At 67.9% G+C, this 25,048-nt stretch carries 21 protein-coding genes; 8 read left to right on the forward strand and 13 right to left on the reverse strand.

Annotated elements, in window-relative coordinates:
* Positions 1-5: 5 nt before the first annotated feature.
* The 3 genes from manD to eda are packed head-to-tail and all read right to left on the reverse strand — an operon-like array spanning position 6 to position 2,977.
* On the reverse strand, positions 6-1,217 hold the full coding sequence (manD, locus tag QM721_RS07590; protein WP_415120587.1) for a D-mannonate dehydratase ManD: 1,212 nt from the start codon (positions 1,215-1,217) through the stop codon (positions 6-8).
* An 8-nt stretch (positions 1,218-1,225) separates the two neighbouring features.
* Complete coding sequence (locus QM721_RS07595; protein WP_415120589.1) at positions 1,226-2,332, reverse strand: sugar kinase; 1,107 nt, start codon at positions 2,330-2,332, stop codon at positions 1,226-1,228.
* 18 nt (positions 2,333-2,350) lie between these two features.
* Positions 2,351-2,977: a bifunctional 4-hydroxy-2-oxoglutarate aldolase/2-dehydro-3-deoxy-phosphogluconate aldolase gene (eda, locus tag QM721_RS07600; RefSeq protein ID WP_415120591.1), complete on the reverse strand. Its 627-nt coding sequence runs from the start codon at positions 2,975-2,977 to the stop codon at positions 2,351-2,353.
* 143 nt (positions 2,978-3,120) lie between these two features.
* On the opposite strand from eda, the gene QM721_RS07605 reads away from it, so the two are divergent.
* On the forward strand, positions 3,121-3,870 hold the full coding sequence (locus QM721_RS07605) for an IclR family transcriptional regulator (RefSeq protein ID WP_415120593.1): 750 nt from the start codon (positions 3,121-3,123) through the stop codon (positions 3,868-3,870).
* Positions 3,871-4,101: 231 nt separating this feature from the next.
* Here QM721_RS07605 and proB read toward each other — a convergent pair whose 3' ends face one another.
* The 6 genes from proB to QM721_RS07635 form a co-directional block, all read right to left on the reverse strand.
* On the reverse strand, positions 4,102-5,223 hold the full coding sequence (proB, locus tag QM721_RS07610; protein WP_415120595.1) for a glutamate 5-kinase: 1,122 nt from the start codon (positions 5,221-5,223) through the stop codon (positions 4,102-4,104).
* Entirely contained in the window at positions 5,216-6,745 is a 1,530-nt protein-coding gene (gene obgE, locus QM721_RS07615; protein WP_415120597.1) for a GTPase ObgE, read from the reverse strand. Before obgE ends, proB begins: the two co-directional genes overlap by 8 nt.
* 271 nt (positions 6,746-7,016) lie before the next feature.
* Positions 7,017-7,289, reverse strand: a complete 273-nt coding sequence (gene rpmA, locus QM721_RS07620; protein WP_415120599.1) for a 50S ribosomal protein L27 — start codon at positions 7,287-7,289, stop codon at positions 7,017-7,019.
* Between the two features lie 9 nt (positions 7,290-7,298).
* Entirely contained in the window at positions 7,299-7,610 is a 312-nt protein-coding gene (gene rplU, locus QM721_RS07625; RefSeq protein WP_415121037.1) for a 50S ribosomal protein L21, read from the reverse strand.
* Positions 7,611-7,756: 146 nt separating this feature from the next.
* Positions 7,757-7,942: a YegP family protein gene (locus tag QM721_RS07630; RefSeq protein WP_415120601.1), complete on the reverse strand. Its 186-nt coding sequence runs from the start codon at positions 7,940-7,942 to the stop codon at positions 7,757-7,759.
* Between the two features lie 215 nt (positions 7,943-8,157).
* A complete protein-coding gene (locus tag QM721_RS07635) occupies positions 8,158-8,286 on the reverse strand; it encodes a hypothetical protein (protein ID WP_415120603.1) in 129 nt (42 codons plus the stop codon).
* A 141-nt stretch (positions 8,287-8,427) separates the two neighbouring features.
* Between QM721_RS07635 and QM721_RS07640 the strand changes: the two genes are divergently transcribed.
* The 4 genes from QM721_RS07640 (at position 8,428) to QM721_RS07655 (ending at position 13,633) form a co-directional block, all read left to right on the forward strand.
* Entirely contained in the window at positions 8,428-9,027 is a 600-nt protein-coding gene (locus QM721_RS07640; RefSeq protein ID WP_415120605.1) for an RNA polymerase sigma factor, read from the forward strand.
* Complete coding sequence (locus QM721_RS07645; RefSeq protein ID WP_415120607.1) at positions 9,024-9,503, forward strand: hypothetical protein; 480 nt, start codon at positions 9,024-9,026, stop codon at positions 9,501-9,503. The genes QM721_RS07640 and QM721_RS07645 overlap by 4 nt, the downstream gene beginning before the upstream one ends.
* Before the next feature lie 180 nt (positions 9,504-9,683).
* Positions 9,684-11,177 (forward strand): S8 family peptidase, encoded by a 1,494-nt coding sequence (locus QM721_RS07650; protein ID WP_415120609.1) that lies wholly within the window; start codon positions 9,684-9,686, stop codon positions 11,175-11,177.
* A gap of 272 nt (positions 11,178-11,449) precedes the next feature.
* Positions 11,450-13,633 carry a CHAT domain-containing protein gene (locus QM721_RS07655; protein ID WP_415120611.1) on the forward strand — a complete coding sequence of 728 codons (2,184 nt, stop codon included), beginning with the start codon at positions 11,450-11,452 and terminating at the stop codon, positions 13,631-13,633.
* Between the two features lie 213 nt (positions 13,634-13,846).
* On the opposite strand, the gene QM721_RS07660 is transcribed toward QM721_RS07655, so the two are convergent.
* A complete protein-coding gene (locus QM721_RS07660) occupies positions 13,847-14,470 on the reverse strand; it encodes an alpha/beta family hydrolase (RefSeq protein WP_415120613.1) in 624 nt (207 codons plus the stop codon).
* A gap of 52 nt (positions 14,471-14,522) precedes the next feature.
* Between QM721_RS07660 and QM721_RS07665 the strand changes: the two genes are divergently transcribed.
* Both QM721_RS07665 and QM721_RS07670 read left to right on the forward strand, forming a co-directional pair.
* Positions 14,523-15,797 (forward strand): DUF2207 domain-containing protein, encoded by a 1,275-nt coding sequence (locus QM721_RS07665; protein WP_415120615.1) that lies wholly within the window; start codon positions 14,523-14,525, stop codon positions 15,795-15,797.
* 177 nt (positions 15,798-15,974) lie between these two features.
* Positions 15,975-18,011 (forward strand): NAD(+) synthase, encoded by a 2,037-nt coding sequence (locus tag QM721_RS07670; protein ID WP_415120618.1) that lies wholly within the window; start codon positions 15,975-15,977, stop codon positions 18,009-18,011.
* A 362-nt stretch (positions 18,012-18,373) separates the two neighbouring features.
* On the opposite strand, the gene QM721_RS07675 is transcribed toward QM721_RS07670, so the two are convergent.
* Entirely contained in the window at positions 18,374-18,859 is a 486-nt protein-coding gene (locus QM721_RS07675) for a TM2 domain-containing protein (RefSeq protein ID WP_415120620.1), read from the reverse strand.
* A 158-nt stretch (positions 18,860-19,017) separates the two neighbouring features.
* Here QM721_RS07675 and QM721_RS07680 point away from each other — a divergent pair, with 158 nt between their 5' ends.
* The gene (locus QM721_RS07680) at positions 19,018-20,274 is read left to right on the forward strand and encodes a DUF445 domain-containing protein (protein ID WP_415120622.1); all 1,257 of its coding nucleotides are present in this window, start codon (positions 19,018-19,020) and stop codon (positions 20,272-20,274) included.
* Between the two features lie 196 nt (positions 20,275-20,470).
* On the opposite strand, the gene QM721_RS07685 is transcribed toward QM721_RS07680, so the two are convergent.
* The gene (locus QM721_RS07685; protein WP_415120624.1) at positions 20,471-21,886 is read right to left on the reverse strand and encodes an MFS transporter; all 1,416 of its coding nucleotides are present in this window, start codon (positions 21,884-21,886) and stop codon (positions 20,471-20,473) included.
* A 419-nt stretch (positions 21,887-22,305) separates the two neighbouring features.
* On the reverse strand, positions 22,306-24,969 hold the full coding sequence (locus QM721_RS07690; protein ID WP_415120626.1) for an Rne/Rng family ribonuclease: 2,664 nt from the start codon (positions 24,967-24,969) through the stop codon (positions 22,306-22,308).
* Between the last annotated feature and the right edge of the window lie 79 nt (positions 24,970-25,048).

Consider the following 25,048-nt stretch of genomic DNA (forward strand, 5'->3'; position numbering starts at 1 on the left):
GTTGATCACCAATCTGTAAGAGTGCCGTCCCGTCGGCGGACGACGGGCAAATATGCGGGTTCGTAGTCGTCGGGGCTGTGCAGGTCGTCGTTGAGGCTAACACCAAGGCCAGGCTCGTCGCCGGGTTGCAAGTGACCCTCTTCGACATGCCAGGAATGCGGAAACGCCTGGTGCACCAGATCGGGGTAGCCCATGTACTCCTGAATGGCGACATTGTGCGTGGCCACCCCCAGGTGAATGGACGCCGCCATCGAGACCGGCGAGACGTCCGAGGGCCCGTGCGGGGCGGCCTGCACGCCGAAAATCTCGGCAAGGGCGAAGATCTTGCGAATGTGACTGATGCCGCCGGCGTGCACCACCGCGGTGCGGATGTAGTCGATCAGCCGCTGCGTGATCAACTGCTGGCAGTCCCAGACCGTGTTGAACACCTCACCGATCGCCAGCGGTGTCGTGGTGTGCTGGCGCACCAGCCGCAGCGCTTCCTGATCTTCGGCCGCAGTGACGTCTTCCAGCCAGAACAGGCCGAACTCCTCCACCGCCTTGCCCAGCCGGGCCGCCTGAATCGGGGTTAGCCGATGGTGCACGTCGTGCAGCAGTCCCACCCCGTCGCCGACATGTTCGCGGACGGCGGCGAGCACCCCGGGCATGTGGCGCAGGTAGGCCTCGGTGTCCCAGGTCTCTTCGACGGGCGCGGCGCGTCCGGCCGGTTCGTAGACCGAACCGTTCCCGATTCCGTACACGATGTCGAGCCCCGGTACCCCGGCCTGCACCCGAATGTTGTCGAACCCGGCTGCGCGGTGGGCATCCACCTGCTCCAGCAGGGCCGCAATGTCCCAGCCTTGGGCGTGCCGATAGGTGGCCAGCCGGTCGCGGACCCGTCCGCCGAACAGGGCGTAGAGCGGCTGGCCGGTGCGCTTGCCCAGCACGTCCCACAGTGCCACGTCCACGGCACCGATGGCGGCCATGCCGATCGGCCCACGACGCCAGTAAGCGCCTCGGTATAGATACTGCCAGGTGTCTTCGATGAGGCCCGGATCGCGTCCGATCAACAACGGTGCGACGTGGTCACGCAGGTACGACGCCACAGCCAGCTCGCGGCCGTTGACCGTGGCGTCGCCGAGCCCGACGATGCCATCGCGGGTAACGATGCGCAGGGTCACGTAGTTGCGTGAGGGGCTGCTGACCAGCACCTCAGCCTGCTCGATGACGTCAGCCACGGTGCTGCTCAGCGATCCACTCGGGCGCTGCCGCCACCAGCCAGCTTCAGCACCTCGGCCTTGGTGGCCATGGTGGTGTCGCCCGGGGTGGTCATCGCCAGGGCGCCATGCGCCGCGCCGTAGTCGACGGCGGTCTGGAGGTCTTCGCCGGTGATCAGGCCGTAGACGAGGCCTGAGGCGAACGAGTCGCCACCACCCACCCGGTCGAGAATCTCCAGGTGCTTGCGGTCGGCGGCCCGCTTCAGGCCGTCGTCGGGCGACCAGGCCAGGGCGCTCCAGTCGTTGTCGGACGCCGAATGCACCGCCCGCAAAGTGGTGGCGATCGCCTGGAAGTTCGGGAACGCGGCGGCCGCGGTCTCGATCATCCGGGCGAACCCGTCAATCGGCAACTCGGTCAGGTGCTCGTCGACGCCTTCGATCTCGAAACCCAGCGCGGCGGTGAAGTCCTCCTCGTTGCCGATCATCACATCGACGTAGCGGGCCAGTTCGCGGTTGACCTGCTGGGCCCGGGATTGGCCCCCGATGCTCTGCCACAGGCTGGGCCGGTAGTTGAGGTCGTAGCTGACGATCGTGCCGTGCTTCTTGGCGGCCCGCATCGCGGCCAGCGCGGTGGCTGCGCTGGTCTCGGACAGCGCGGCGTAAATGCCGCCGGTGTGCAGCCAGCGCACGCCCAGGGTGCCGAAGATGTGGTCGAAGTCGACGTCGTCCGGCCCGAGCTGGGCGATCGCGGTGTGGCCCCGGTCGCTCACCCCCTTGGCGCCGCGGACGCCGAACCCACGCTCGGTGAAATTCAGCCCGTTGCGCACGGCGCGACCCACCCCGTCGGTGGGCACCCAGCGGATCAGCGAGGTGTCCACTCCCCCGGCCAGGATCAACGACTCGACCAAGTGGCCGACCTCGTCGTCCACCAACGCGGTGATCACACCGGCTCGCTGCCCGAACACTCGGCTGAGACCGCGGACCACGTTGTACTCGCCGCCGCCCTCCCAGGCGGTGAAACCACGTGCGGTGCGAATCCGGAACTCGCCCGGATCGAGCCGCAGCATCACCTCGCCGAGAGCAAGCGCGTCGTAACGGCACTCCGCGGCCGGCCGCAGGGTGAGTTGGTTGGTCATTGCTGGCACCTTTCGCATTCAGACTGCGGCCGCGACGGCGACCGCCTCGGCGCTGAGTCGCTCGATGCTGGCAAAGTCGCCGGCGTCCACAAGATCGACCGGAACCATCCAGGAGCCACCCACCGCGGGCACGTTCGGCATCGAGAGGTAGTCACCCAGGTTGCTGGCCGAGACGCCGCCGGTCGGGATGAACCGGACGTTCGCAAAGACCGACGAGAACGCCTTCAGGGTGCCGGTGCCGCCGTAGTTCGAGGCGGGAAAGAATTTGAGCAGCTCCAGGCCGGCAGCCATCGCGGTCATCACCTCGCTGGGGGTGACGGCCCCCGGCACGATCGGGACGCCTCGCTCGACGGCACGTGCCACGGTGGCCGCGCTGAAGCCGGGGCTCACCAGAAACCGCGCTCCGGCAGCCACCGCCAGGTCGACCTGGGCGGGGGTGAGCACGGTGCCGGCACCGACCAGCAGGTCGCGGTTTTGAGCCATCACGGCAATCGCTTCGAGTGCGGCCGGCGTACGCAGCGTGACCTCGGCCACCGGCAGGCTTCCGGCCTGCAGCGCTTCACCCAGCCCAACGGCCCGTTCGGCGTCGTTGACGATCACCACCGGAACGATGCGGTGAGCCAGAATCTCGTCGATGAGAGGCACTGGAGCTCCTAAGTTTCATTCATTGAAACGTATGAGTTCATTGTTTGAAATAGAGTGCCACACCGCAGGAGGGTGTGGCAACGCGCTTTCGTTGAATGAATCGGTCCATTGCGCTCAATGAAACCACCAGGCATCATCGGCTCATGCCCACAACGCCCCGCGTCGAAGCGATCGATCGTGCACTGAGCCTGTTGACGGCTCTCGCCGAGGCCGGGCCCGCGGGCTTGCCGCTCAACGAACTGGCTGCGGCCACCGGAGTCAACAAGTCCACCGCCTATCGCGCCTTGTTGACGATGCGGGCTCGGGGTTTCGCCAGCCAGGCTGAGACCACCGGCGACTACCGCCTGGGCACTGCCGCCATGGCGCTGGGCGAGCGTTTCCTGACCCCGCAGAGCCTCGCCCAGGCGCTGCATCCGGCGCTGGTCGCGCTGTCGCGCGAAGCCGACGAGCTCGTGCACCTCGGGGTGCTGGTCGGTGACCAGATCCTGTACCTCGACAAGGTCGAGCCCGAGCGTGCGATCCGGGTGTGGTCGCAGATTGGGCAACGGACGTCCGTGGCGGCCTCGGCGATGGGCCGGGCCCTGTTGGCCGCCCGCGAGGTGCCGGACGACCAACTGGCCGCCTACCTGCATCACAGCGAGGTCTCGTTGGAGCAGTTGATCGCCGCCGTCCACGCTGCCCGCGAGCACGGTTTCTCGACCGAGCTCGAAGAGAATGAGCCGGGAGTGGCCTGCCTGGGCACAGCGGTGCTGCAGCGGGGCAACCCGATGGCGGCGCTGTCGATCACGATGCCGGCCGAACGGCTCACCCAGGAGCGCGAGCAGCAACTATCGAAGCTGATCCGTTCGGTGCTGCCCCCCCTGCTGCCACAGGGTTTCTCACTACCGGGCTGAGCGCCCCCTGGTCGACCCCGTCGAAACCCGCCCATCGAACCCGTCCACACCCGCCGGTCGAGCCCGTCGAGACCCGCCCATCGAACCCGACCGCACCCGCCGGTCGAGCCTGTCGAGACCTCGGACATGCAACTTCGATCTCGACAAGCTCGATCACCGGCAACTTCGATCTCGACAAGCTCGATCAGCGGCAAACCCGATCTCGACAAGCTCGATCACCGGCAAGCCCGCTCAGCGGCGCTTGCGCAGCTTCACGATCAGCGCGTCGCGGTGCACCACCTCGCGGTCGAACTCGGGGCCGCGTTCCTCGACCAGTTCATGCGTGCTCCGGCCCAGCAGTGCGGGCAGGTCGACGGCGTCGTAGTTCACGATGCCGCGCGCGATCACCGCGCCCGCAGCGTCGACCAGGCGCACCGGCTCACCGGCCAGAAAGTCACCCCGCACGGCGGTGATGCCGGCCGGCAGCAGCGACGCTTTACGCTCCAGCACTGCCCGCACGGCGCCGTCGTCGAGCACCAGATCACCCTTGGCCTGCGACGCGTAGGCCAGCCACATCAGCCGCCGCGACCGCTTCTTGCCGGTGGGGTGGAACAACGTGCCGACCGCTGCCCCGCTGACCGCCGCGGCATTGTCGTCGAACGAGGCCAGCACCACGGTGATGCCGGCCGCGGTGGCGATGCTGGCCGCCTGCAATTTGGTGGTCATGCCGCCGGTGCCCACCCGCGAGCCGATCTTCGACGTGTCGATATCAAGTTCGTCGACGTCGCGCACCTCGGTCAGCTTCACCGCCTCGGGGTCGGACGGGTGCCGGGTGTAGAGAGCGTCCACGTCAGACAACAACACCAGGGCGTCGGCCTGCACCAGATGGGCCACCAGTGCGGCCAGCCGGTCGTTGTCGCCGAACCTGATCTCGTGTGTGGCCACGGTGTCGTTCTCGTTGACCACCGGAATCGCGCCCAGTTGCAGCAGCCGGGTGAAGGTGCGCAGCGCGTTGCGGTAGCCCGCCTGACGGGTCAGGTCGTCGACGGTCAGCAGCACCTGCCCGACCACCAGGCCGTGCCTGGCGAACAGCGCGTCATAGCGCTCGATCAACAGCCCCTGACCCACCGAGGCGGCCGCCTGCTGGCCGGCCAGGTCGCGAGGCCGGTGCTTCATACCCAGCGCCGGCATGCCCGCGGCCACCGCGCCGGACGACACCAGCACAACATCCTTGCCGGCCGAGCGCAGTGCGGCCAGCGTGCCGACCAGGCTCTGCAGCCGCTCGACGTCGAGGCCACGGCGTCCGGTCAGCGACGACGAGCCGACCTTGACCACGATGCGCTGGGCATCGGCGATCTGCGGGCGGTCAGTCATCGTCACCTTCGGCCGGTTCTGGGCCGTCGTCCAGGTCGGGGGCATCGCCGGCGTAGCCGTCGGCCGCCATCCGGGTGAGTCGCTCGGCCTGCTTGGCCGCGTGGTACTCGGCATCGAGCTTGCGCCGGCGCTTCACCGACTCGCGCTCCTCGAACAGCCGCTGGTCTTCGCCGCGCCGCGACAGCAGTTCGGCACCAATCTCGACCTGTGGCGCGAAGTCGAACACCACCGGGTGCTCCCCCTCGCCGATCGCCACGGCGTCGCCGGCCCGGGCGCCCTGGGCCAGCAGCTCGTCCTCGATGCCCAGCCGGGCGAACCGGTCGGCCAGGTAGCCGACCGCCTCGCCGTTGCCGAAGTCGGTCTGCCGCACCCAGCGTTCGGGCTTGTCACCGCGCACCCGCCAGACGAAGCCGCCCTCGCCGTCACCCTGCTTGCGAATGGTGAACTCGGGGCCACCGGCCACCGGGGCGGGGCGGATCACGATCCGCTTCGGTTGGGGTGTGGGGGCCGCGGCCCGCCGCGTCGCAACCAGGTCGGCCATCGCGAAGGTGAGCGCCCGCAGCCCTTCGTCGGTCTTGGTCGAGACGGCGAAGACGGGCAGTCCCCGGGCCTCGACATCGGGCCGGACGATCTCGGCCAGCTCGGCCGCGTCGATGACGTCCACCTTGTTCAGCGCCACCATGCGCGGCCGGTCCTCCAGGCCACCGTGCGCGGCGAGTTCGCCCTCGATCACGTCTAGATCGGTGAGCGGGTCACGGCCGGGTTCGTAGGTGGCGCAGTCGATCACGTGCACGATCGCCTGGCAGCGTTCGATGTGCCGCAGAAAGTCGTGCCCCAGGCCCCGACCCTCGGAGGCACCCTCGATCAGCCCTGGCACGTCGGCAACCGTGAAGGTGACCTCGCCGGCCACCACCACGCCCAGGTTGGGCACCAGCGTGGTGAACGGGTAGTCGGCGATCTTCGGCCGGGCCCGGCTGATCGCGGCGATCAGCGACGACTTGCCGGCGCTCGGAAAGCCGACCAGCCCGATGTCGGCCAGCACCTTGAGTTCAAGGGTCACCCGGCGGCTCTCGCCCTCTTCGCCGAGCAGTGCGAAACCGGGTGCCTTACGGCTCGCGGACGCCAGGGCCGCGTTGCCGAGCCCGCCGCGACCGCCGGCCGCGACCACCACCTCAGCCTCAGCACCGACCAGGTCGGCCAGGGTCTCACCGGTGTCGGCGTCGCGCACCACAGTGCCCTCGGGCACGGCCAGCACGACGTCGTCACCGTTGCCGCCGTTGGCGTGATCGCCCTTGCCCGGTTGACCGTTGCCGGCGCGGCGCTGCGACTGCCGGTGATATTCGACCAATGTGGTCAGGCCCGGATCGACGCGCAAGATCACCGAGCCGCCGTTGCCGCCGTTGCCGCCGTCCGGGCCGCCGAGCGGCTTGAACTTCTCACGGTGAATGGACGCGCAGCCGTGCCCGCCGTTGCCTCCGGCGACCGTCAGGGTCGCGGCATCGACGAACGAGGGAATGGCCATGCTGGGAGCTTTCCGGTGCAAGGGGTGTTGGCGGGCGTGCCGACGTTCATCGTCCCACAGGCCCCGGCCGACGCTCACCGAGGTCCGCCCAGCTAGGCACCCAAGTGGTGTGCGCCGGCGGTGACGTGCTGGCACTCCAGCGGCGGTGCGTCCGTTCCGCAGGCTCGCGCCCAGCGGGCTGTCGACCGCGAGCCTCAATCGGGGTGCGCCTAGCCTGAGCAGCACATCAGGGCGGCTCCCGTTGCGGAAGCCGCCCTGATGGGTTGGAGTTCTACTCGGCGGTTGCGGTGGCTGCGACCAGCGCCACGTTCACAACCTTGCGGCCACGACGGGTGCCGAACTCGACCACACCGGCGCGCAACGCGAACAGCGTATCGTCGCCGCCGCGTCCCACACCCTCACCAGGGTGGAAGTGCGTGCCGCGCTGCCGGACGAGGATCTCGCCCGCGTTGACCTGCTGACCGCCGAAGCGCTTGACGCCGAGCCGCTGCGAGTTGGAGTCGCGACCGTTGCGAGAGCTGGATGCGCCCTTCTTATGTGCCATCGTGCTACCTCAGCCTTCGATTCCGGTGACCTTGACCCGGGTGTACTTCTGCCGGTGGCCCTGGCGCTTCTTGTACCCGGTCTTGTTCTTGTACTTCAGAATGTGGATCTTCTTGCCCTTGATCTCGCCCAGCACCTCGGCGCTGACAGTCACCTTGGCGAGCTGGGCCGCCTCGGTGGTCACCGCCTCGCCGTCGACCACCAGCAGCGGGGTCAGCGACACGCTCGAACCCACCTCGGCATCAACGACCCGATCGATCTCGACGACATCGCCGACGGCAACCTTGTGCTGGCGTCCGCCACTGCGCACGATCGCGTACACGCCTGACCCACTCTCTTCGAACTTCATGAATGCAGCACCGGGACGGGCGATCCGGATCGAACCAGGTCAGCCGACGACAAACCCATAGGCACCGAGGATCAAGAATACGTGCCCAGCGCGAAGAGGGTCAAACCGACGGGCCGGAGCTACTCCTTCTCGAGCTCTACGACCGCCGCACCATCGGCCGCACGTTGAACGGCGGAGACCCCCGCCTTGGCCCCGGCCAGCGTGGTGTAGGCCTGCCCGGTAGCGACCACCTCACCGTTGCCGGATTTGAGCCGGAAGCGGAACTTGCCGGCCGCGTCCTCGTAGACCTCGAACTTGCCTGCCATCTGAGTCTCCTTCGTGAGCGGGTGGACGACATCGTCCGGCTGTCATCGTAGAACCCGCCCCCGACGAGCACCAGAGGATATTCCGCCGGGCTCACCGATGCGGCAGTGGCCACGGGCGCGATCTGGCGCCTGCGCAAGCTAGGGAGGCGCTGATTTCGCTGGTCGAGCTTGTCGAGACCTCGTATAAGCGGCTCCGGCAAGGGGTTTCGACAAGCTCAACCAGCGGTGAGCGTGTTGCTCGGCGCTTGCGGCAGGATCATCTCGATCAGCGCGCCCCGGTCGGCCGGGTGCTCCCAGGCCCGAGAGCTGATCGAGGTGAGGCAGATGCGTGAGGTGTCAGCCATCCCCTCAGAGTCCCCTCCCAGCGGGACTCCCCAAACGGTAGGTTGCTCCTACACCGAAATGGGGTGAGCAGCATCTCAGCGCTGCGCAGGTATCAGGAGCACCGGGAGGGTCTCCTGACGTGTGTGGGAACAGGGACACCGATGGCTGCATCTGATGTGGCAGGACGATCGGGCGCGGCGGAAACCTCCGTCTGGGTTCGGGCCGCTGCCTGCTTCGGACGTTGGCAGGGCGGCGACACAGCCGCACTGGACGAACTCGTCAAACTGATGACCCCCGTGCTGTGGCACACCGTGCGGGCCTACGGGCTCAGCCAAGCGGCGGCCGAGGACGCCGTGCAGAACACCTGGCTGGCGCTCGTCCGCAATAGTCATCAGGTGCTCGAGGCCGTGGCCATCGGGGGCTGGTTGCTGACCACCGCCCGGCGCACCGCCTGGCGGGCCAAGTCGACCGATGCCAAGGCATTTGCGGTCGAAGACACCCAGTTGGCCGCCGCCTTGCCGCACACGGCGCCGGCCGAGGCCAGCGCCATGGAGCAGTTGGCGAGTTCGGCGCTGTGGCAGCACGTGCAGACCCTCGACGAGCGATGCCAGCGGTTGCTGCGCATCGTGGCCTTCGACGACCGCCCCGATTACGCGGGTCTGGCCCAGTCCCTGGGCATGCCGATCGGCAGCATCGGGCCCACCCGTCGCCGCTGCCTCGACAAACTGCGCAGCTCGCTCGAGAAAGGTGGCCAGCTATGAATGGCTCTGACCGTGACCCCATGTTGGCCGCCCTGAAGCGGACGTTCGAAGAACTCGATCCGGTACCCACCGGACTGACCGAAAAGATTCTCGTCGCCGTCGCCCTGGACGATCTGGAGCTTGAGTATGAGCTGCTCACCATGGTGCATCGCTCGCAGCAGCTCGCCGGGGTGCGCAGCGGCGAGGACCAGAAGCTGACCATCGAGTTCACCGGCCCCGGCCTCACCGTGATGCTGCGGGTCTCGCCGGTGGACGGCACTCATCGCCGCATCGACGGCTGGGTGACCCGAACCGCTGACGTCAAGGGCGAACTCGCAGAACTGACCGCATCGCTGTGGCAGGAGCCCGGCACCGCCACCTCGCCGATCGGCAACCACGGCCGCTTCGAGTTCGCCAAGGTGCCGGCCGGGCTGAGTCGGCTCGACCTGTCGGCCGGTAGCGATTCTGAGTTCCGCACCACCCTGTTCGAGATCTGAGCCCCTGTCCGCCGACCTCCGAGGATCTGACCGATGAGCGATTGCACCCCGAAGGCACATGAAGAGAAGGCCGTAGCGGCGCCCAAACCCCGTCGAGATCCGATGGATCGTGACCCGGTGGCACCCCCACGCGACCTTGTCGATCTCTTATCGGGTCGCGTCCTGGATCCGAGCACCGCCATGAAGATTAAGGGCGTCACGCCGCGCGCGACCGTGTACGTAAGCGACCGGCTTCTGGTGCCCGCGGCGAAGCTCGAGGAGTCGCTGCACCTTCTGAGAAAGGTGGGCGAGGGCAAGGGCTGGGACGTTGTAGTCGACGACGACTTCAAGCCGTGGGAACTGACGATCGTCAACCCTCGTGATCCTTCCCAGCAGATCACCCTGGGACGTGCTCGCGTGCTGATCGAGGTATTCGAGGGAAGGGCCGCGTCTGCGCCGGACGCCTGGGTTCTGCTGCAACTTGCCCGGGCCGTCGACCGCGACGCCGCCCAAGGTGTGGGCTTGGACCACGGTGTGTTCACCTCTGCTCCCGGCTTCGACCCCAACCCGCACTTCGACCCCAACCCGCACTTCGACCCCAACCCCCACTTCGACCCCAACCCGCACTTCGACCCCAACCCCCACTTCGACCCGAACACCGTCCCGCTGCGCTCCGACGGCCGTAACCCCGTCAACTATGTCGGGCCGCGACCTTGCCGCCGCTCGGACGACGAACTCCCCGGGCTTCGCCCGGTCGTCGCCATCTTGGACTCCGGCTGTGACACCACTCACCCTTGGCTGAACGGCGTGGTGGACGAGTCGGTTCAGATGGAGGGACCGATTGGCTGGACCGACCCGAACACGGATCCAGAGGTTCACGGCGACATCGCCGGGCCCCTGGACGGAATGCTGGACACCTACTCGGGCCACGGCACCTTCATCGCCGGACTCATTCACCAAGCCTGCCCCGACGCCGACATCCTTAGTTGGCGGTTGGTCAGCGCTGAGGGCCCAGTGGCCGAGTCCGACTGGGAACGAGCGATAGCCCAGGTGGTGAAACTGGTACAGGCCTACCGCGCGGGCGACCCGTCGGGACACCGCATCGACGTGCTCTCGCTATCCATGGGCTATTACCACGAGACCGCCGAGGACACCGACGCCGTGGAAACCGCCCGCCTCATGCTCGGCGCCCTCGGCGCGATGGGCGTGACGGTCGTCGTGTCAGCCGGCAATGACGCGACGGCACGGCCCCAGTTCCCTGCCGCGCTGGCGCCTTGGCAAGTGGACCCGGTGCCGCCTCTCGCTCTTCCGGTTCGGTCCGATGTTCTGCCCTTGGTGAGCGTCGGCGCTCTCAACCCCAACGGCACCGACGCGATCTTCTCGAACACGGGTCCGTGGGTGCGAGCGTGGGCTCCCGGGGTCGCTCTGCTCAGCACCTTGCCGACCTGGAACGGCGGATACCTACCGGTCGCACGCGTGACATATCAAGGCCGCACCCGCGAAGCACTCGACCCTGACAACTTCTCGGCCGGATTCGGTGTGTGGAGTGGAACTTCCTTCGCCGCCCCATTGCTCGCGGGACGGATCGCCCGGGCTCTGCTCCAGTCGATGCCCGCAACGGAGGCCGAGGTCCGGCGGACCGCCGTCCAGCGCGGCTGGAGCGCGATCGAGGCCAACAGCGAGTTGCGCGCGTGACGATCATCTGAGGACCGTGCCAACATGACGCTGTGCCAAGCGCCAAAGACTTCCATGCGTTGGCCGTCAAGGCCAACGGCCGCGGTCGATTTCGCGAGGCAAGACGGCTGTTCCACAAGGCGTTACAGCTAAACCCGGACGCCTCACTGGCCGCAGCAATCAATCGCGGCCTTGGGTACGCTGAAGCCGAACTGGGCGATGCGGCAGGTGGTGTCCGCTTGCTCACCACGACAATCAGGGAGTCGCACGACCTACCGCCTGGCGAGCGAGGGATGTTGTACTCACAACGTGGCCTGATCCGCATTCGCCGCGGCGACGTCAAGGGTGCCCTAGCCGACTATGCGACGGCCGAGCCGCTGCTGGCTGACGAACCGGAGGAGCTGGCCCGGATCGGGATCAACCGCGGGAACATCTACCTCGACCAGGGCCAGATCGAAGCGGCCATCGCAGACTTTGCCATGGCAGTGCAGCAGTTCCGCCTCCTCGGCTTGGTTGTGGGTGAAGGTAAAGCCAAAGGCAACCTCGGCTACGCGCACATGCTGGCCGGAGATCTGGTTCATGCTCTGCGCCTGATGTCGGAGTCGTACGACATCCTGGCGCGAGAGTCACCCGATCTCCTGCCCGTGTCGGACCAGGACCACGCGGAGGCGCTGATTGCGGCGGGTCTGCATGACGAGGCCGAGCAACTGTTGCGTCGGGCGGCTGCGCAGTTCGGTGCCAGGCGTCAGCTTCTGCGCCAAGCCGGCGCGGAACTGACCCTTGCCCAGTTGTTGGCTCGGGACGACCCGGCTGAGGCTGCCCGAGTCGCGGGGCGGGCGGCCAACCGCTTCGAAAAGGCGGGCGCGCCCCAACAGGCACTGCGGTCGCGAGCGATCAAGGCCGCCTGCGATCTGGCCCGTGGCGTCGCAGACCAGGGCCAGGCCGAGGCGCTGGCGGACCACCTTCGCCGGCTCGACATGCGTCGCGACGCCCAGTTGATTCAACTCTTGCTCGCCGCCGCCGGCCACCGCGCCACCACCCTGCGACTCTCAGCCGGAACTCCCGTGCCGCTTCGCTTGATCGCCGCCAACCTGCGCGCCCGAAAGGCAGAGCAGTCCGGGACTACCGGAAGGGCGCTGCGGATCGTCCGCGATGCGCTCGACGAACTCTCCGGTTGGCAAGCCACCTTCGGCAGCCTCGATCTGCAGACTTCGGCAGCCAGCCATGCCCAGCCGCTGCTCGAACGGGGTCTGCGTCTGGCGGTAAGCACCGGACGGCCCGGCGTGATCCACCAGTGGGTGGAACGCACCGGTGCGCTCACCGGTCGGCTCAACCCGCTCCGTCCGCCGGCGAATCCGGAACTCGCCGCCCAGCTGACCCGACTGCGCGCGTTGAGCCAGCAGGATGACCCCACCCCGGAGGACATCCACGAGCGAGACCAGTTGTTGCGAGCCGTGCGTGAGCGGTCATGGATGGGTGAGGGTACGGCGGAACTGCACGAGTTGGTCACCCTGGGCCGGCTCCAGGCCGAGTTGGCGGCCTGCGAGGCCACCTTCGTGGCGCTCTTCAACGTCGAACCGGATGCCTTTGCCCTGGTGGTGACACCCACCAGAAGCCGGCTGGTGAGGCTGTGCCCCACCGCCGAACTGCGTGCGTTGGTGGCTGGGCTGCCCGCCGATCTTGATGTAGCCGCGTCCGAACTGCCGCCGATGATCGCGAAAGCGGTGAGCGAGTCACTGCGGGAGCGACTGAGCGGACTCGACAATGCGATCCTCCAGCCTCTCGGCTCGTACCTGCGCGGCAGTCGTGTGGTGATCAACCCGCTCGGGGTGTTCTCCGGCCTGCCGTGGACGCTGATACCGTCGCTGGCCGGCCGTTCGGTGACAATTCCACGCAGCGCGTCCGCCTGGGTGACAGCGAGGAGCAGACCTCACGAGTACGCGACGGCCGGCTTCGCGGCTGGCCCGCGGCTGCCGCGCGCCGGTGAGGAGGTCACCCAAGCGGCCAGATGCTGGCCACATGCCCGGGTGCTCGTCGGAGCGCAGGCAACGGCCGACGCCGTGGGCGCAATGGCCGGGTCCGTTGACCTGCTTCATCTCGCCGCCCACGGCCATCACGTGGCCGACAACCCGCTCTTCAGCACGCTTGAATTGGTGGACGGCCCTTGGTTCGGCTACGACCTCGACCAGTTGCCGCAGGTCCCCGAGACGGTGATCCTGTCGGCGTGTGAACTGGGCGCCACCACCATTCGCCGCGGCGACGAACTGCTGGGGCTCACCACCGCCTGGCTGCACGCCGGAGCCCGGTGCGTGATCGCCTCGCCGGCGTCAGTGTCCGACGAGGTGGCGGCTGTGATCCTGCCCGAGATGCACGTCGAACTCGCCAAGGGTTCACCGCCTGCGGACGCGCTGGCCGCGGCGACTGCGAAACATCCCGAGTTGCTCTCGACGTTCCAGTGCTACGGCGCCGGTTGGTAGGCACCCAGGCAAGGACGCATGGGGCCCGGAGGGAAACCGTCATCAACGTGACCACCGCTGGTTGAGCTTGTCGAAACCCCGCCGCCCCACTCGGACCATCTCGACGAACTGGGCCAACGGTGCCGCCCAGCAAAAGCGGTCTCGACAAGCTCGACCAGCGGGTTGGTCACCCGCAAGCTCGACCAGCGGGTTGGTCACAGCGCATCGGCTTGGTCACCCGCCGACGAACTTCGCGACCGCCGCCACGATCGCCTCGGCCACGTCGGCCCGCTTGCTGAACGAGTGGGTGCCGGGCACACCGACCACCACCGGCTGCGCTCCCCCGGCCGCCCGCGCCGCCTCCCGCACGCTCTGCGGCGATCCGAACGGGTCGCGCTCGCCCTGCACCACCAGCACCGGGCCGGTGACGCCGGCGAGTTCGCCGATTCGCGAGACGTCCGGACGCCCCGGCGGGTGCAGCGGAAACGACAGGCACACCACGCCGGCCTGTCGTTTGTCGAAACCTCGGCAGGCTCCGCGGGCACCGGCGGAGCGTCCGCCGACCCAGAGCGGCAGTGTGGGAAAGTCGGCCAGCACGGCATCGAGCGCCCCACCCCACCCCTGATCGACCAGGTTCGGACGGGCCACGGTCGTGCGGCCGGCCACCCGCCACGGCTGCTCGTGCCGGATCACCGTCACCCCCAGCGGCGGCAACCCCCGTGCCAGCGCGGCCAGGTCGAATGCCTCAATGCCGCCCCCGGCGCCATGGCCGAGCAGCAGCACGGCCCGCGGTCGGTCGGCTGCCGAGATCGTCAACCGGCAAGGTCCGAGCGGCGTGTCGAGGGTGAGCTGGGTCATGGCGGCATTCTCGCAACCGGGCCGGTTACCCCGCACCTGCCACTATGGAGCCATGACGTGGATGTGGGTCGTGGCCGGTGTCGCGGTGGTGCTGCTTCTGGTGTGGGCGTGGCGCGCCCAGCAACGGAAATTCGCCGACGAACTGTTCGCCGGGCTCACCCCCGGCCTGGCCCCCGCACCGGGCCAGGCCGACCAGCGCGTGCCGGTGCCCGGCGGCGGCGAGTACACCGGCGAGGTCGCGGTGGCGTTCAGCCCGCCCCGGGGCGTCCGGCCCGGTCTGGCCGGCACCGTGGTCGACGGCAAGCCGGAGAGCCGTGACGTGATGGCCACCATCGTCGACCTGGCCGCGCGCGGGCACCTGACCATCACCGTGGTCGAAGACCCTTCTGCCCGTGGCGGCAAGGACTGGGAGTTGCACGTCGCCGACGCCGCGCCGGTGAACGACGTCCCCGACCCGATCGAGCAGGAGCTACTGCACGCGCTGTTCACCGGCGGCCCCGACATGCGGCTGTCGAGCCTGCCTCGCCAGGGCAACCACGCCTTCAACGACCACCAGTACGCACTGGCCAACCAGTCGTACGAACAGGGCTACTTCAGACTGGTCACCGGGATGCAGCCGGTACGCATCGTCTGGATCGCGGCCGGCCTGCTCTTGCTGCTGAGCTTCGTTACCGGGGCCGGCTGGCTGACCGGGGCCGGCGTGCTGGCGGCGCTCGGCGCGGCCGTGATCGGCTCACGCAGCAACCAGCGTCCGGTACGCACGGCCGAGGGCACCGCACTGCGCATTCAGACACTGGGCTTCAAGCGCTACCTCGAAACGGCCGAGAAGGAACAGTTCGCCTACGAAGAGGCCGCTGAAATCTTCTCCAAGTATCTGCCCTGGGCGATCGTGCTCGGTGTGGCCGCGCACTGGACCAAGGTGTTCGGCGACCTGGCCGCCCAGGCCCGCGCCGATGGTTACGACGACGACCTCGACGTGCTCTGGCTGGGCGTGGTCGGCTGGGGTGTGCACGACGCCATGTTCACCCTGGCCATGTTCTCGGCGATGGACGGTTTCGACGGTGCCGGCCTGGCCGGGGCCGGGCTGGAGGGGGCTGGGCTGGACGGGGCCTTCGACGGGGCCGGGTTCGGCGATGCGTTCGGTGACGGCGGCATGTTCGACTCCGGCACCATCGACGGACTGGGCGCCGATGCCGGCGGTGCTTTCGGCGACCTGGGCGGCAGCGACTTCTCAGCAGTCGACTCGGGCGGCAGTTGGGGCGGCGACTTCGGCGGTGGCGACTGGGGCGGCTTCGGGGGCGGCGACTTCGGGGGCGGCGGCGACTGAGTGCCCGATGGGCAGCGTTCAGCGGTGAGGCACGGGCGTGTTGTCTTGGCCCTGCGTCCGCGGGCCAGGGTGAGCCCTGGGATCATGACCGCACCGCACGGACGAGCGCACGATCGGCCGATGATCGACTTCTGACATGCTGGCCTCACGCACCGGCGCATACCGCATGGAGGGTCGATGGAGTTCAGCAACCTGTATGACCACGGGTTCGTTCGGGTGGCTGCCGCGACCCTGCCGGTCGCCATGGCGCAGCCCGAAGCAAACGCCGCCGCGATTCTCGCCCAGGCCCGTGAGCTGGCCGCCGACGGCGTGGCGCTAGCGGTGTTCCCGGAGCTCTGCCTGACCGGATATTCGATCGAAGACCTACTGCTGCAGGATGCCGTGTTGCAGGCTGCCGACGCCGCCGTAGGCACCGTGGCCGACGGCTCGTCCGACCTCGACATCGTGCTGGTGATCGGTGCGCCGCTGCGCAGCCTGCACCGCATCTACAACTGTGCGGTGGTGATTCACCGGGGCGAGATTCTCGGCGTGGTGCCCAAGTCGTATCTGCCCACGTACCGCGAGTTCTACGAGCGCCGGCAGATCGCGCCCGGCGACGACGTGACCGGCGAGATCCGGGTGGCCGGCGTCGACGTGCCGTTCGGCCCCGACCTGCTGTTCGCCGCCGACGACCTGCCGCACTTCGTGCTGCACGTCGAGATCTGCGAAGACATGTGGGTACCGATTCCGCCCAGCGCCGAGGCCGCGCTGGCCGGGGCCACGGTGCTGGCCAATCTGTCGGGCTCGCCGATCACGGTGGCCAAATCGGTGGAGCGGCACCAGTTGTGCGCCGCGAATTCCTCGCGCTGCCTGGCCGCCTACGTGTACGCGGCGGCCGGCGAGGGCGAATCGTCCACCGACCTTTCGTGGGACGGCCAGACCATGATCTATGAGACCGGCACGCTGCTGGCCGAGTCGGAGCGTTTTCCGAAGGGCCCGCGGGCATCCGTGGCCGACGTGTTCACGGCCCGGCTGCAGCAGGAACGCTTTCGCATGGGCACCTTCGACGACAACCGGCGGGCCCACGCCGAGCGGGTGAACGGCTTTCGCTGGGTCGGCTTCACTCTCAACCCGCCCTCCGGTGACCTCGGGCTGCGGCGCGACGTCGCCCGGTTTCCGTTCGTGCCGGCCGACCCGGACCGGCTGGCCCTGGACTGCTTCGAGGCCTACAACATTCAGGTCAGCGGCCTGGAGCAACGGCTTCGGGCCACCGGCCAGCCCAAGGTGGTCATCGGGGTGTCCGGCGGCCTGGACTCCACCCACGCCCTGCTGGTGGCCGCCCAGGCGATGGATCGGCTGGGCCGGCCGCGCAGCGACATTCTGGCGTTCACCATGCCGGGGTTCGCCACCTCGGACCACACCAAGAACAACGCCACCCTGTTGTCGCAAGCCCTGGGGGTGACGTTCGCGACGCTCGACATCACCGGTACCGCGCGCACCATGCTGGCTGAGCTCGACCATCCCTTTGCCGATGGGGAGCCGGTCTACGACGTCACCTTTGAGAACGTGCAGGCCGGCTTGCGCACCGACTACCTGTTCCGGCTGGCGAACCAGCGCGGCGGCATCGTGCTCGGCACGGGGGATCTGTCCGAGTTGGCGCTGGGCTGGTGCACCTACGGGGTCGGTGACCAGATGAGTCACTACAACGTCAACGCAGGGGTGCCCAAGACGCTGATGCAACACCTGATTCGCTGGGTGACCGGCTCCGGGCAGTTCAGCGCAGAGGTCGGCACCGTCCTGCGGGCCATTCTCGACACCGAGATCACCCCCGAGCTGGTTCCCACCACGCCGGGCGAGAAGCCGCAGTCGACCGAGGCCTCCATCGGCCCGTACAACCTGCAGGACTTCACGCTTTACCACGTGCTGCGGCACGGCACTCTGCCCTCGACCATCGCGTTCCTAGCCCTGCACGCCTGGTCGGACGCCGCCCGGGGCGACTGGCCCGAAGGCTTCCCCGGCGACAAACGGGTGGCCTACGACCTGCCCACGATCAAGAAGTGGCTGGAGGTATTCCTGCGCCGCTTCTTCGGCTTCGCTCAGTTCAAGCGCTCGGCGCTGCCGAACGGGCCCAAGGTGGTGCGCGGCGGCTCGCTGTCCCCGCGCGGCGACTGGCGGATGCCGTCCGATGTCTCGGCGACGCTGTGGCTGGACGACCTGCGGCGCAACGTGCCGTGACAGCGCGCCGACGATCTCGATGCAGATTCGGCCCGATCCGCCTCGATCCCCTTCACTGATCGAGCCTGTCGCGCCCGATCACCGGAAGGGAAACACTGATTATTCGCAGGTCGAGCGTGTCGAGACCTCAAACGGAGTGCGCCTGGGGACGTACTGATCAAAGCGTCCACCGCTGGTTGAGCTTAGGGACGTACTGGTCAAAGCGTCCACCGCTGGTTGAGCTTGTCGAAACCCCTAGCCACAGCCTATTGACCGAGGTCTCGACAAGATCGACCAGCCCGCTCCGCGCAGACAACACGTCGCTGACAAAGCGTGCTGCTGGTCGAGCCTCGCCGGTGCACAGGCCGCGATCAGTGTGTCGATCAGGGTCGCAGCGGGCGTCCTGCCCTGTCCCGCGGCTGGCCGGCCAGCAGCACGATGCCGTCGATCAGCGGCCAAAGAGCGCCGAAGCCGAACGTAACGAAAGTGACCACGATCTGGGCGATTGCAACGCCTGCGTTGCCCAGGTAGAACCGGCCGATGCCCAGGCCACCCAAAAAGATCTGTAAAAGCCCGGCCACCAGCTTGCTCTTGTCTGAGTACGGCAGCCCGGTCAGCGGGTCGACTCCGTACGGTGCGAGCGCCTGGGGTGCGTACGGGTTACCCTGCGGAACCATGGCCATGCCATAGCCCGGCGACGGCACCTGATAAGGCTGGCCCGGGCGGTCGTGGAACTGCTGCGACCCGCTCGGTTGCCCATAACCGTCCTGTTGGGGGTATGGCTGCTGCGGGTACTGCGAGAACGTGTGGCCGCCGGCCGGCGGCTGCGAAGGTTCGGGTTGGGTGGGTGGGTACGGGGTCTGGCTCATGGCGCGCTCCTGAATTCTGTCGGCCCAGGATAGACGGCAGCCACCCCTGCTGCTCGGCAAACCGCCGTGAGTGGAACTCGCCGGTGGCCACAGGCATGCGCACGCGTAGGCCGTGTGTCTTGCTAGCCGGGCACGCGGACTGCTGAAATCCTGGGCGAGTGTCGATCGCACGCATGTCGCCCCCCGACCAGCAGCGGGCCGAGCGGCTGCGACGCATGAAGACCCTCGCGCTGGCGTTACTGGGGCTGGCCGCAGTCGTCTATCTGGCAACGTTGCACGTGCCGCACGACGGGGTGTGGGGCTTCGTGAACGCCGGCGCCGAGGCGGCCATGGTGGGCGCGCTGGCCGATTGGTTCGCGGTCACCGCCCTGTTCCGCCACCCCCTGGGGCTACCCATTCCACACACGGCAATCATTCCGAGGCGCAAGAACGACATCGCCCGCAACCTGCAGGACTTCGTCACCGAGAACTTCCTCACCCAGGCGATCATCCGCGAACGGGTGGCGTCGGCCCAGGTCGGCACCACGGTCGGCGAATGGCTGCGAGACGACGCGCACGCGGCCAGAATCGTGGCCGAGGGGTCGCGACTGGCACGAGCGACTCTGGCACGCGTGTCAGATGACGACGTTGCGCGGCTGATCGGCGAGGTGGTGGTCCCCCACTTGGCCGACGAACCTCTGGCCGGCGTCGTCGGCGACCTGCTCGACGCCGTGGTACGCGACGGCGCCCATCACGGCCTTGTTGATCTGGTGGTGGGCGAACTGCACGACTGGCTACGCCGTCACCCCGAGACCTTCAGCCAGGTCGTCGGTGAGCGGGCACCACGCTGGGCGCCCGGCTTCGTGAACCGACGGGTGACCCGGTGGACTTTCGACCAGGCCTCGGAGTGGCTGTGGGACGTGCGCTCCGACCGCAACCACAAGGCACGGGCCGCGTTGGACGATCTGCTCGGCCAGGTGGCGCACGACCTGCAGCACGACCCGATGCTCGCCACAAGGGCCGAGCAGCTCAAGCGACGCCTGCTGGAGCATCCGCAGACCGCCCAGACCATCGTCAGCCTGTGGGCCACGGTGTGCGGCTCACTTGATGCTGCCCTGGCCGACGAAACCTCTGGGGTTAGGCTGCGCGCCGTGCAGATGGTGCAGCGCTTCGGCGCCTCGCTGCTGGCCGACGATGCCCTGCGTGCCCGCCTGGAGGCAAGGCTGGAGGACGCCGCCGCCTTCGTGGTACGCACCTACGGCGCCGAGCTGTCCACCGTGATCAGCCACACCATCGAACGCTGGGACGGCAAGGATGCGGCCCGCAAGATCGAGTTACACATCGGCCGCGACCTGCAGTTCATCAGGATCAACGGCACTGTGGTCGGCTGCCTGGCCGGCCTGGCGATCCACTCCGTCAGCCTGCTGGTGGCGTGACCAGCGACAGACCGCCGAGCAGCCCATGCACCGCAACCACCGCTGGTCGAGCTTGTGGAAGCCTTGCCGGAGCGATGTATCCGACATCTCGACAAGCTCGACCAACGCAAATCTGCGCTTCGCGTGGTGAAACACCCCGTGCACTGCGACCGCGGCAAGCGAGAACCCACCGTCTTCACCCGACGATTCAGATCGTTCAGAGCGAGGCGCCGTCGTTCTCGACCCGAACAGCGACCTCGTCGTCGATCGAGGCCGCCGAGTAGTCGACATCCTTGGTCTCGCGGCTGAGCAGCAGCGCGATCAGGGTGAGCACGCTGGCACCGGCCAAGTAAACTCCGACCATCCAGGTGCTACCGCCGGCGGAGGCCCACAACGCCACCGCGATGATCGGTGCCAGCGCGGCACCCAGAATGCTCGACAAGTTGTAGGCGATGGCCGAGCCCGTGTAACGCACGTTGGTCGGGAACAGCTCGGGCAGCAGTGCACCCATCGGACCGAACGTGGTGCCCATCAGCAGGAACCCGAAGATCAGGAACGCCTGCACCATCGCACCGGCGAAGGCGGCGTCGGCATGCGGTCGCAACCACAGCGGAAAGCTGAGCCCGAACACGATGATGGCCCCCGTCGTCCAGATCAACAGCTTGCGGCGGCCGATCACGTCGGCGAACGGGCCAGACAGCAGGGTGAAGATGCCGAAGAACACGACTCCGATGATCTGCATCAACACGAAACTGGTGTAGCTGAAGCCGAGCCCGCCGGGGGTGGCGTCGGTCTTGGCGGTGCCGTAGGTCAGGGTGAAGCTGGTCATCAGGTAGAAGAGCACGTAGGTGGCCAGCATGATGAAGGTGCCCAGCACTACCTCACGCCAGTGGTGCCGAAGCGTGTCGCCCAGCGGCAGCTTGCGAAGCTTGCCGCGCTTTCCGGCCTTCACGAACGCCTCGGACTCGACCAATTTGAGCCGAACCCACAAGCCGATGATCACCATGACGGCCGAGAACAGAAACGGCACCCGCCAGCCCCAGTTGAGAAATGCTTCCGACTTCAGCAGCGGATTATCGGGGTGCGGCAGCGAGAAGTTGATGATCAAGAACAGGCCGTTGGCGATGATGAACCCCAACGGTGCACCGAGTTGCGGAAAGGTTCCGTACCAGGCCCGCTTGCCGTCCGGCGCGTTCTCGGTGGCAACCAGCGCCGCGCCCGACCATTCGCCGCCGAGCGCGAAACCCTGGGTCAGGCGCAGCACCAGCAGCATGATCGGTGCCAGCAGGCCGGCGGTGGCGAACGTCGGCAACATCCCGATCAGAAACGTGGCGATGCCCATGGTGATCAGGCTGATCACCAGAGTGGTCTTGCGTCCGCGCTTGTCGCCCAGATGGCCGAAGACGATCGCGCCGATCGGACGGGCCACCATGGCGGCGCCGAACACCCCGAACGATGCGATCAGGGCGGTGGTGGGGTTGCCGGTGGGAAAGAACAGCGCCGGGAACACCAGCACCGCGGCGGTGGCGTAGACGTAGAAGTCGTAGAACTCGATCGTGGTGCCGACCAGGCTGGCCGTGATCACTCGAGCGGGGCTGTTCAGCGGTGGGGCGGACGCCCTTGTCATAGTCATATTGGAGGGTCTCCTTTCCTTCCGACCCTACGACCGGAAGCGCAATTGGTGGGCGGCCGTCTCACCTGCGTCTTGCCCGTGCGGCACGGCGCTCGCCGGTCGGCACAATCGCTCGCCCAACCATGTGCCGCTCCCCCACCCGTACGAGCGGCAAGAAGTTCGAGAGACGCAGATTTTCGTCGGTCGAGCGTGTCGAGACCCCGACGCAACGCCGCCACGACGGGTTTCGACAAGCTCAACCAGCGGTCGCTGCGTCGGTCGAGCGTGTCGAGACCCCGGACGCAACGCCGCGGCGATGGGTTTCGACAAGCTCAACCAGCGGTCGCTGCTTTTCGTTGGTCGAGCGTGTCGAGACCCCGGACGCAACGCCGCGGCGATGGGTTTCGACAAGCTCAACCAGCGAAAGGTCAGCGTTTTCCCTAGCGGCGCCGGCGTCCGGACTCGCGCTCTCCCCCGTCCGACGGCGCTTGGGTGTCGACCGGGGTGTCGTGCCGGTGATACCCACGGCCGTGGCAGGTTTCGCAGGTCACGGTGAACGCCTCGGCCAACCCGGTGCCGATGCGCTTGCGGGTCATCTGCACCAGGCCCAGCGACGTCACCTCGGCCACCTGGTGGCGGGTGCGGTCACGGCCCAGGCATTCCACCAGCCGGCGCAGCAGCAGATCGCGGTTCGCGGGCAGCACCATGTCGATGAAGTCGATCACGATGATGCCGCCGATGTCGCGCAGCCGCAATTGGCGCACCACCTCTTCGGCCGCCTCCAAATTATTGGACGTGACCGTCGCCTCGAGGTTGCCCGAGGTGCCGGTGAATTTGCCGGTATTCACGTCGATCACCGTCATGGCCTCGGTGCGATCGATGATCAGCGAGCCGCCGGACGGCAGAAACACCTTGCGCTCCAACGCCTTGGCAATCTGCTCATTGATCCGGTGGGTTTCGAACAGGTCACCCTGCTCGTCGCGGTTCCAGTGCTGCAGCCGTTCCTTCAAGTGAGGGGCCACGTGAGTGACATAGGCATCGACGGTGTCCCAGGCGTCCTCGCCCTTGCCATTGCCATCGACGATCAGAGTGCCGAAGTCTTCGGTGAACAGGTCACGGACGATCCGCACGGTCAGGTCGGGCTCGGCGTACAACTGCTCGGGCGACTTGCCGGCCTTGACCTTCTTCTCGATAGCCTCCCACTGCGCCTTCAGCCGGTTGACATCGCGCACCAACTCTTCTTCGGACGCCCCCTCGGCAGCGGTACGCACGATCACCGAGGCGGTGTCGCCGACCAGCTCTTCGAGAATGCCTTTCAACCGGTTCCGCTCCGGTTCGGGCAGCTTGCGCGAAATTCCGGAAAGCTGGCCGCTCGGCGAGTACACCACGTAGCGCCCGGGAACCGACACGTGAGCGGTGAGCCGGGCACCCTTGGCGCCGACCGGGTCTTTGGTCACCTGCACCAGCACGCTCTGGCCAGACTTGAAGACCTTCTCCATCTTGCGGTCGCCGCCGGTGACGCCGAACCCTTCCCAGTCGACCTCGCCCGCGTACAGCACGGCATTACGGCCGCGGCCGATGTCGATGAAGGCGGCCTCCATCGAGGGCAGCACGTTCTGCACCTTGCCCAGGTACACGTTGCCGATCATCGAGGCGGCGGACGCCCGGTCGACGTAGTGCTCGACCAGAATGCCGTCCTCGAGCACGGCAATCTGGGTGTAATCGTCAGCCTGGCGAATCAGCATGCTGCGATCAACGGACTCGCGGCGAGCCAAGAACTCGGCCTCAGACAAGATCGGCGTCCGGCGGCGTCCGGCGGCCCGGCCTTCACGCCGTCGCTGCCGCTTCGCCTCCATGCGGGTGGAACCGTCGATGCCGGTGACCTCGTCGCTGCTGCTCTTCTGCCGGCGCGGCTCACGCACCCGAACCACCACGTCGGACGGGTCGTCGTCGGCTCCTGTGGTGTCTTCGCCGCGGCGCCGGCGGCGGCGACGCCGCCGGGTCGATCCAGACGTCTCGACGGGCTCGGCGCCTTCGGCGTCACCGTCGGCGCCTTCAGCGTCGGCGCCTTCAGCGTCGGACGACTCGTCGTCGGAATCTTCGGAGTCGGCTTCGGTGGCCTCGGCACTGTCACCGCTACCGCCCCGGCGGCGTCGGCGTCCGCCGCGGCGCCGGCGACGCCGGCGCGGGCTGCCCTCGTCCACGATGTCGTCATCGCCGGTCTGGTCCGCCTCGTCGATGTCGTCCGCTTCATCGATGCCGTCCGCCTCGTCGGCCGATTCGTTCTCGGCAGGCTCCTCGTCGGTGCTCTGGCCGGCGTCAGCGAGTTCAGCATCGTCAGCGACGACGATCGCGCCTGGGTCGTTCCCCTCGTCGCGGTGGTCCCCTGCATCGAGTTGCTCCAGGGCGCCAGCCTGGCCGCTGATCGCAGCGGCCAGTTCGTCCAGCATCCGCGCGGCCTCAATCTCGTCGACCTTGCTGCGTCGGGTGCGTCGACCGGTGCGGGTCAGCTCGCCCAGCGTCTCTTCGATCGGATCGCCCGGTGTCACAGCCGGCGTCGACTCGGACGTTGGGTCGGCCTTGGCCCGGCGGCGACGACTGCGCGGTTCGGCCGGTGTGGGCGCAAGGTCATCCAAGGTCGGCAGCTCATCGAGGCTCAGCGGCTCCGGCTGGTCGGCGGGCACCGCGACAGCGGTCTCGACCACCTCGATAAGTGGTGCGGCAGCCTTCGGGGCGCGGGTGCTACGGCGACGCTTGGCAGCGGGGGGCGACTCCGGCTGCGACTCGCCGGCGGGCATGACTTCGGACAGGTCGCCTTCGCCGGCAGCGGTAAGCACCGGCGCTTCGTCGAGGGCCGAAACAGCGGGCAAATCAGCGGCGGCGGCAACCACCGGCGCTTCGTCGGCGTCGGCAACGGCGTGCGGTTCGGCATCGGGAACGCTGGGCAGTTCGTCGGCGGCCGGCGCGGGTTCGACAGTCGGCTCCTGGTTCGCGCCTGCGGGCGGGCCGGCTGGACGACTGGCAGAGCGCCGCCGACGGGGCGTGACGGTCGGGGTCGCCGCAGAGTCGTCGGCTGCAGGTGTGGGAGTTTGTTCGTCGAGCATGTGCTCTCCTCTTTGCGGCGTGGGGTGTGCCGCCGATGTGGCCACCGAAGTGGCAAAGCCTGTGGACTGGATTCGTCAC

Origin of the sequence: Micropruina sp., from assembly GCF_047602085.1 — a bacterium.
In the GTDB taxonomy this organism is placed as follows: Bacteria; Actinomycetota; Actinomycetes; order Propionibacteriales; family Propionibacteriaceae; genus Micropruina.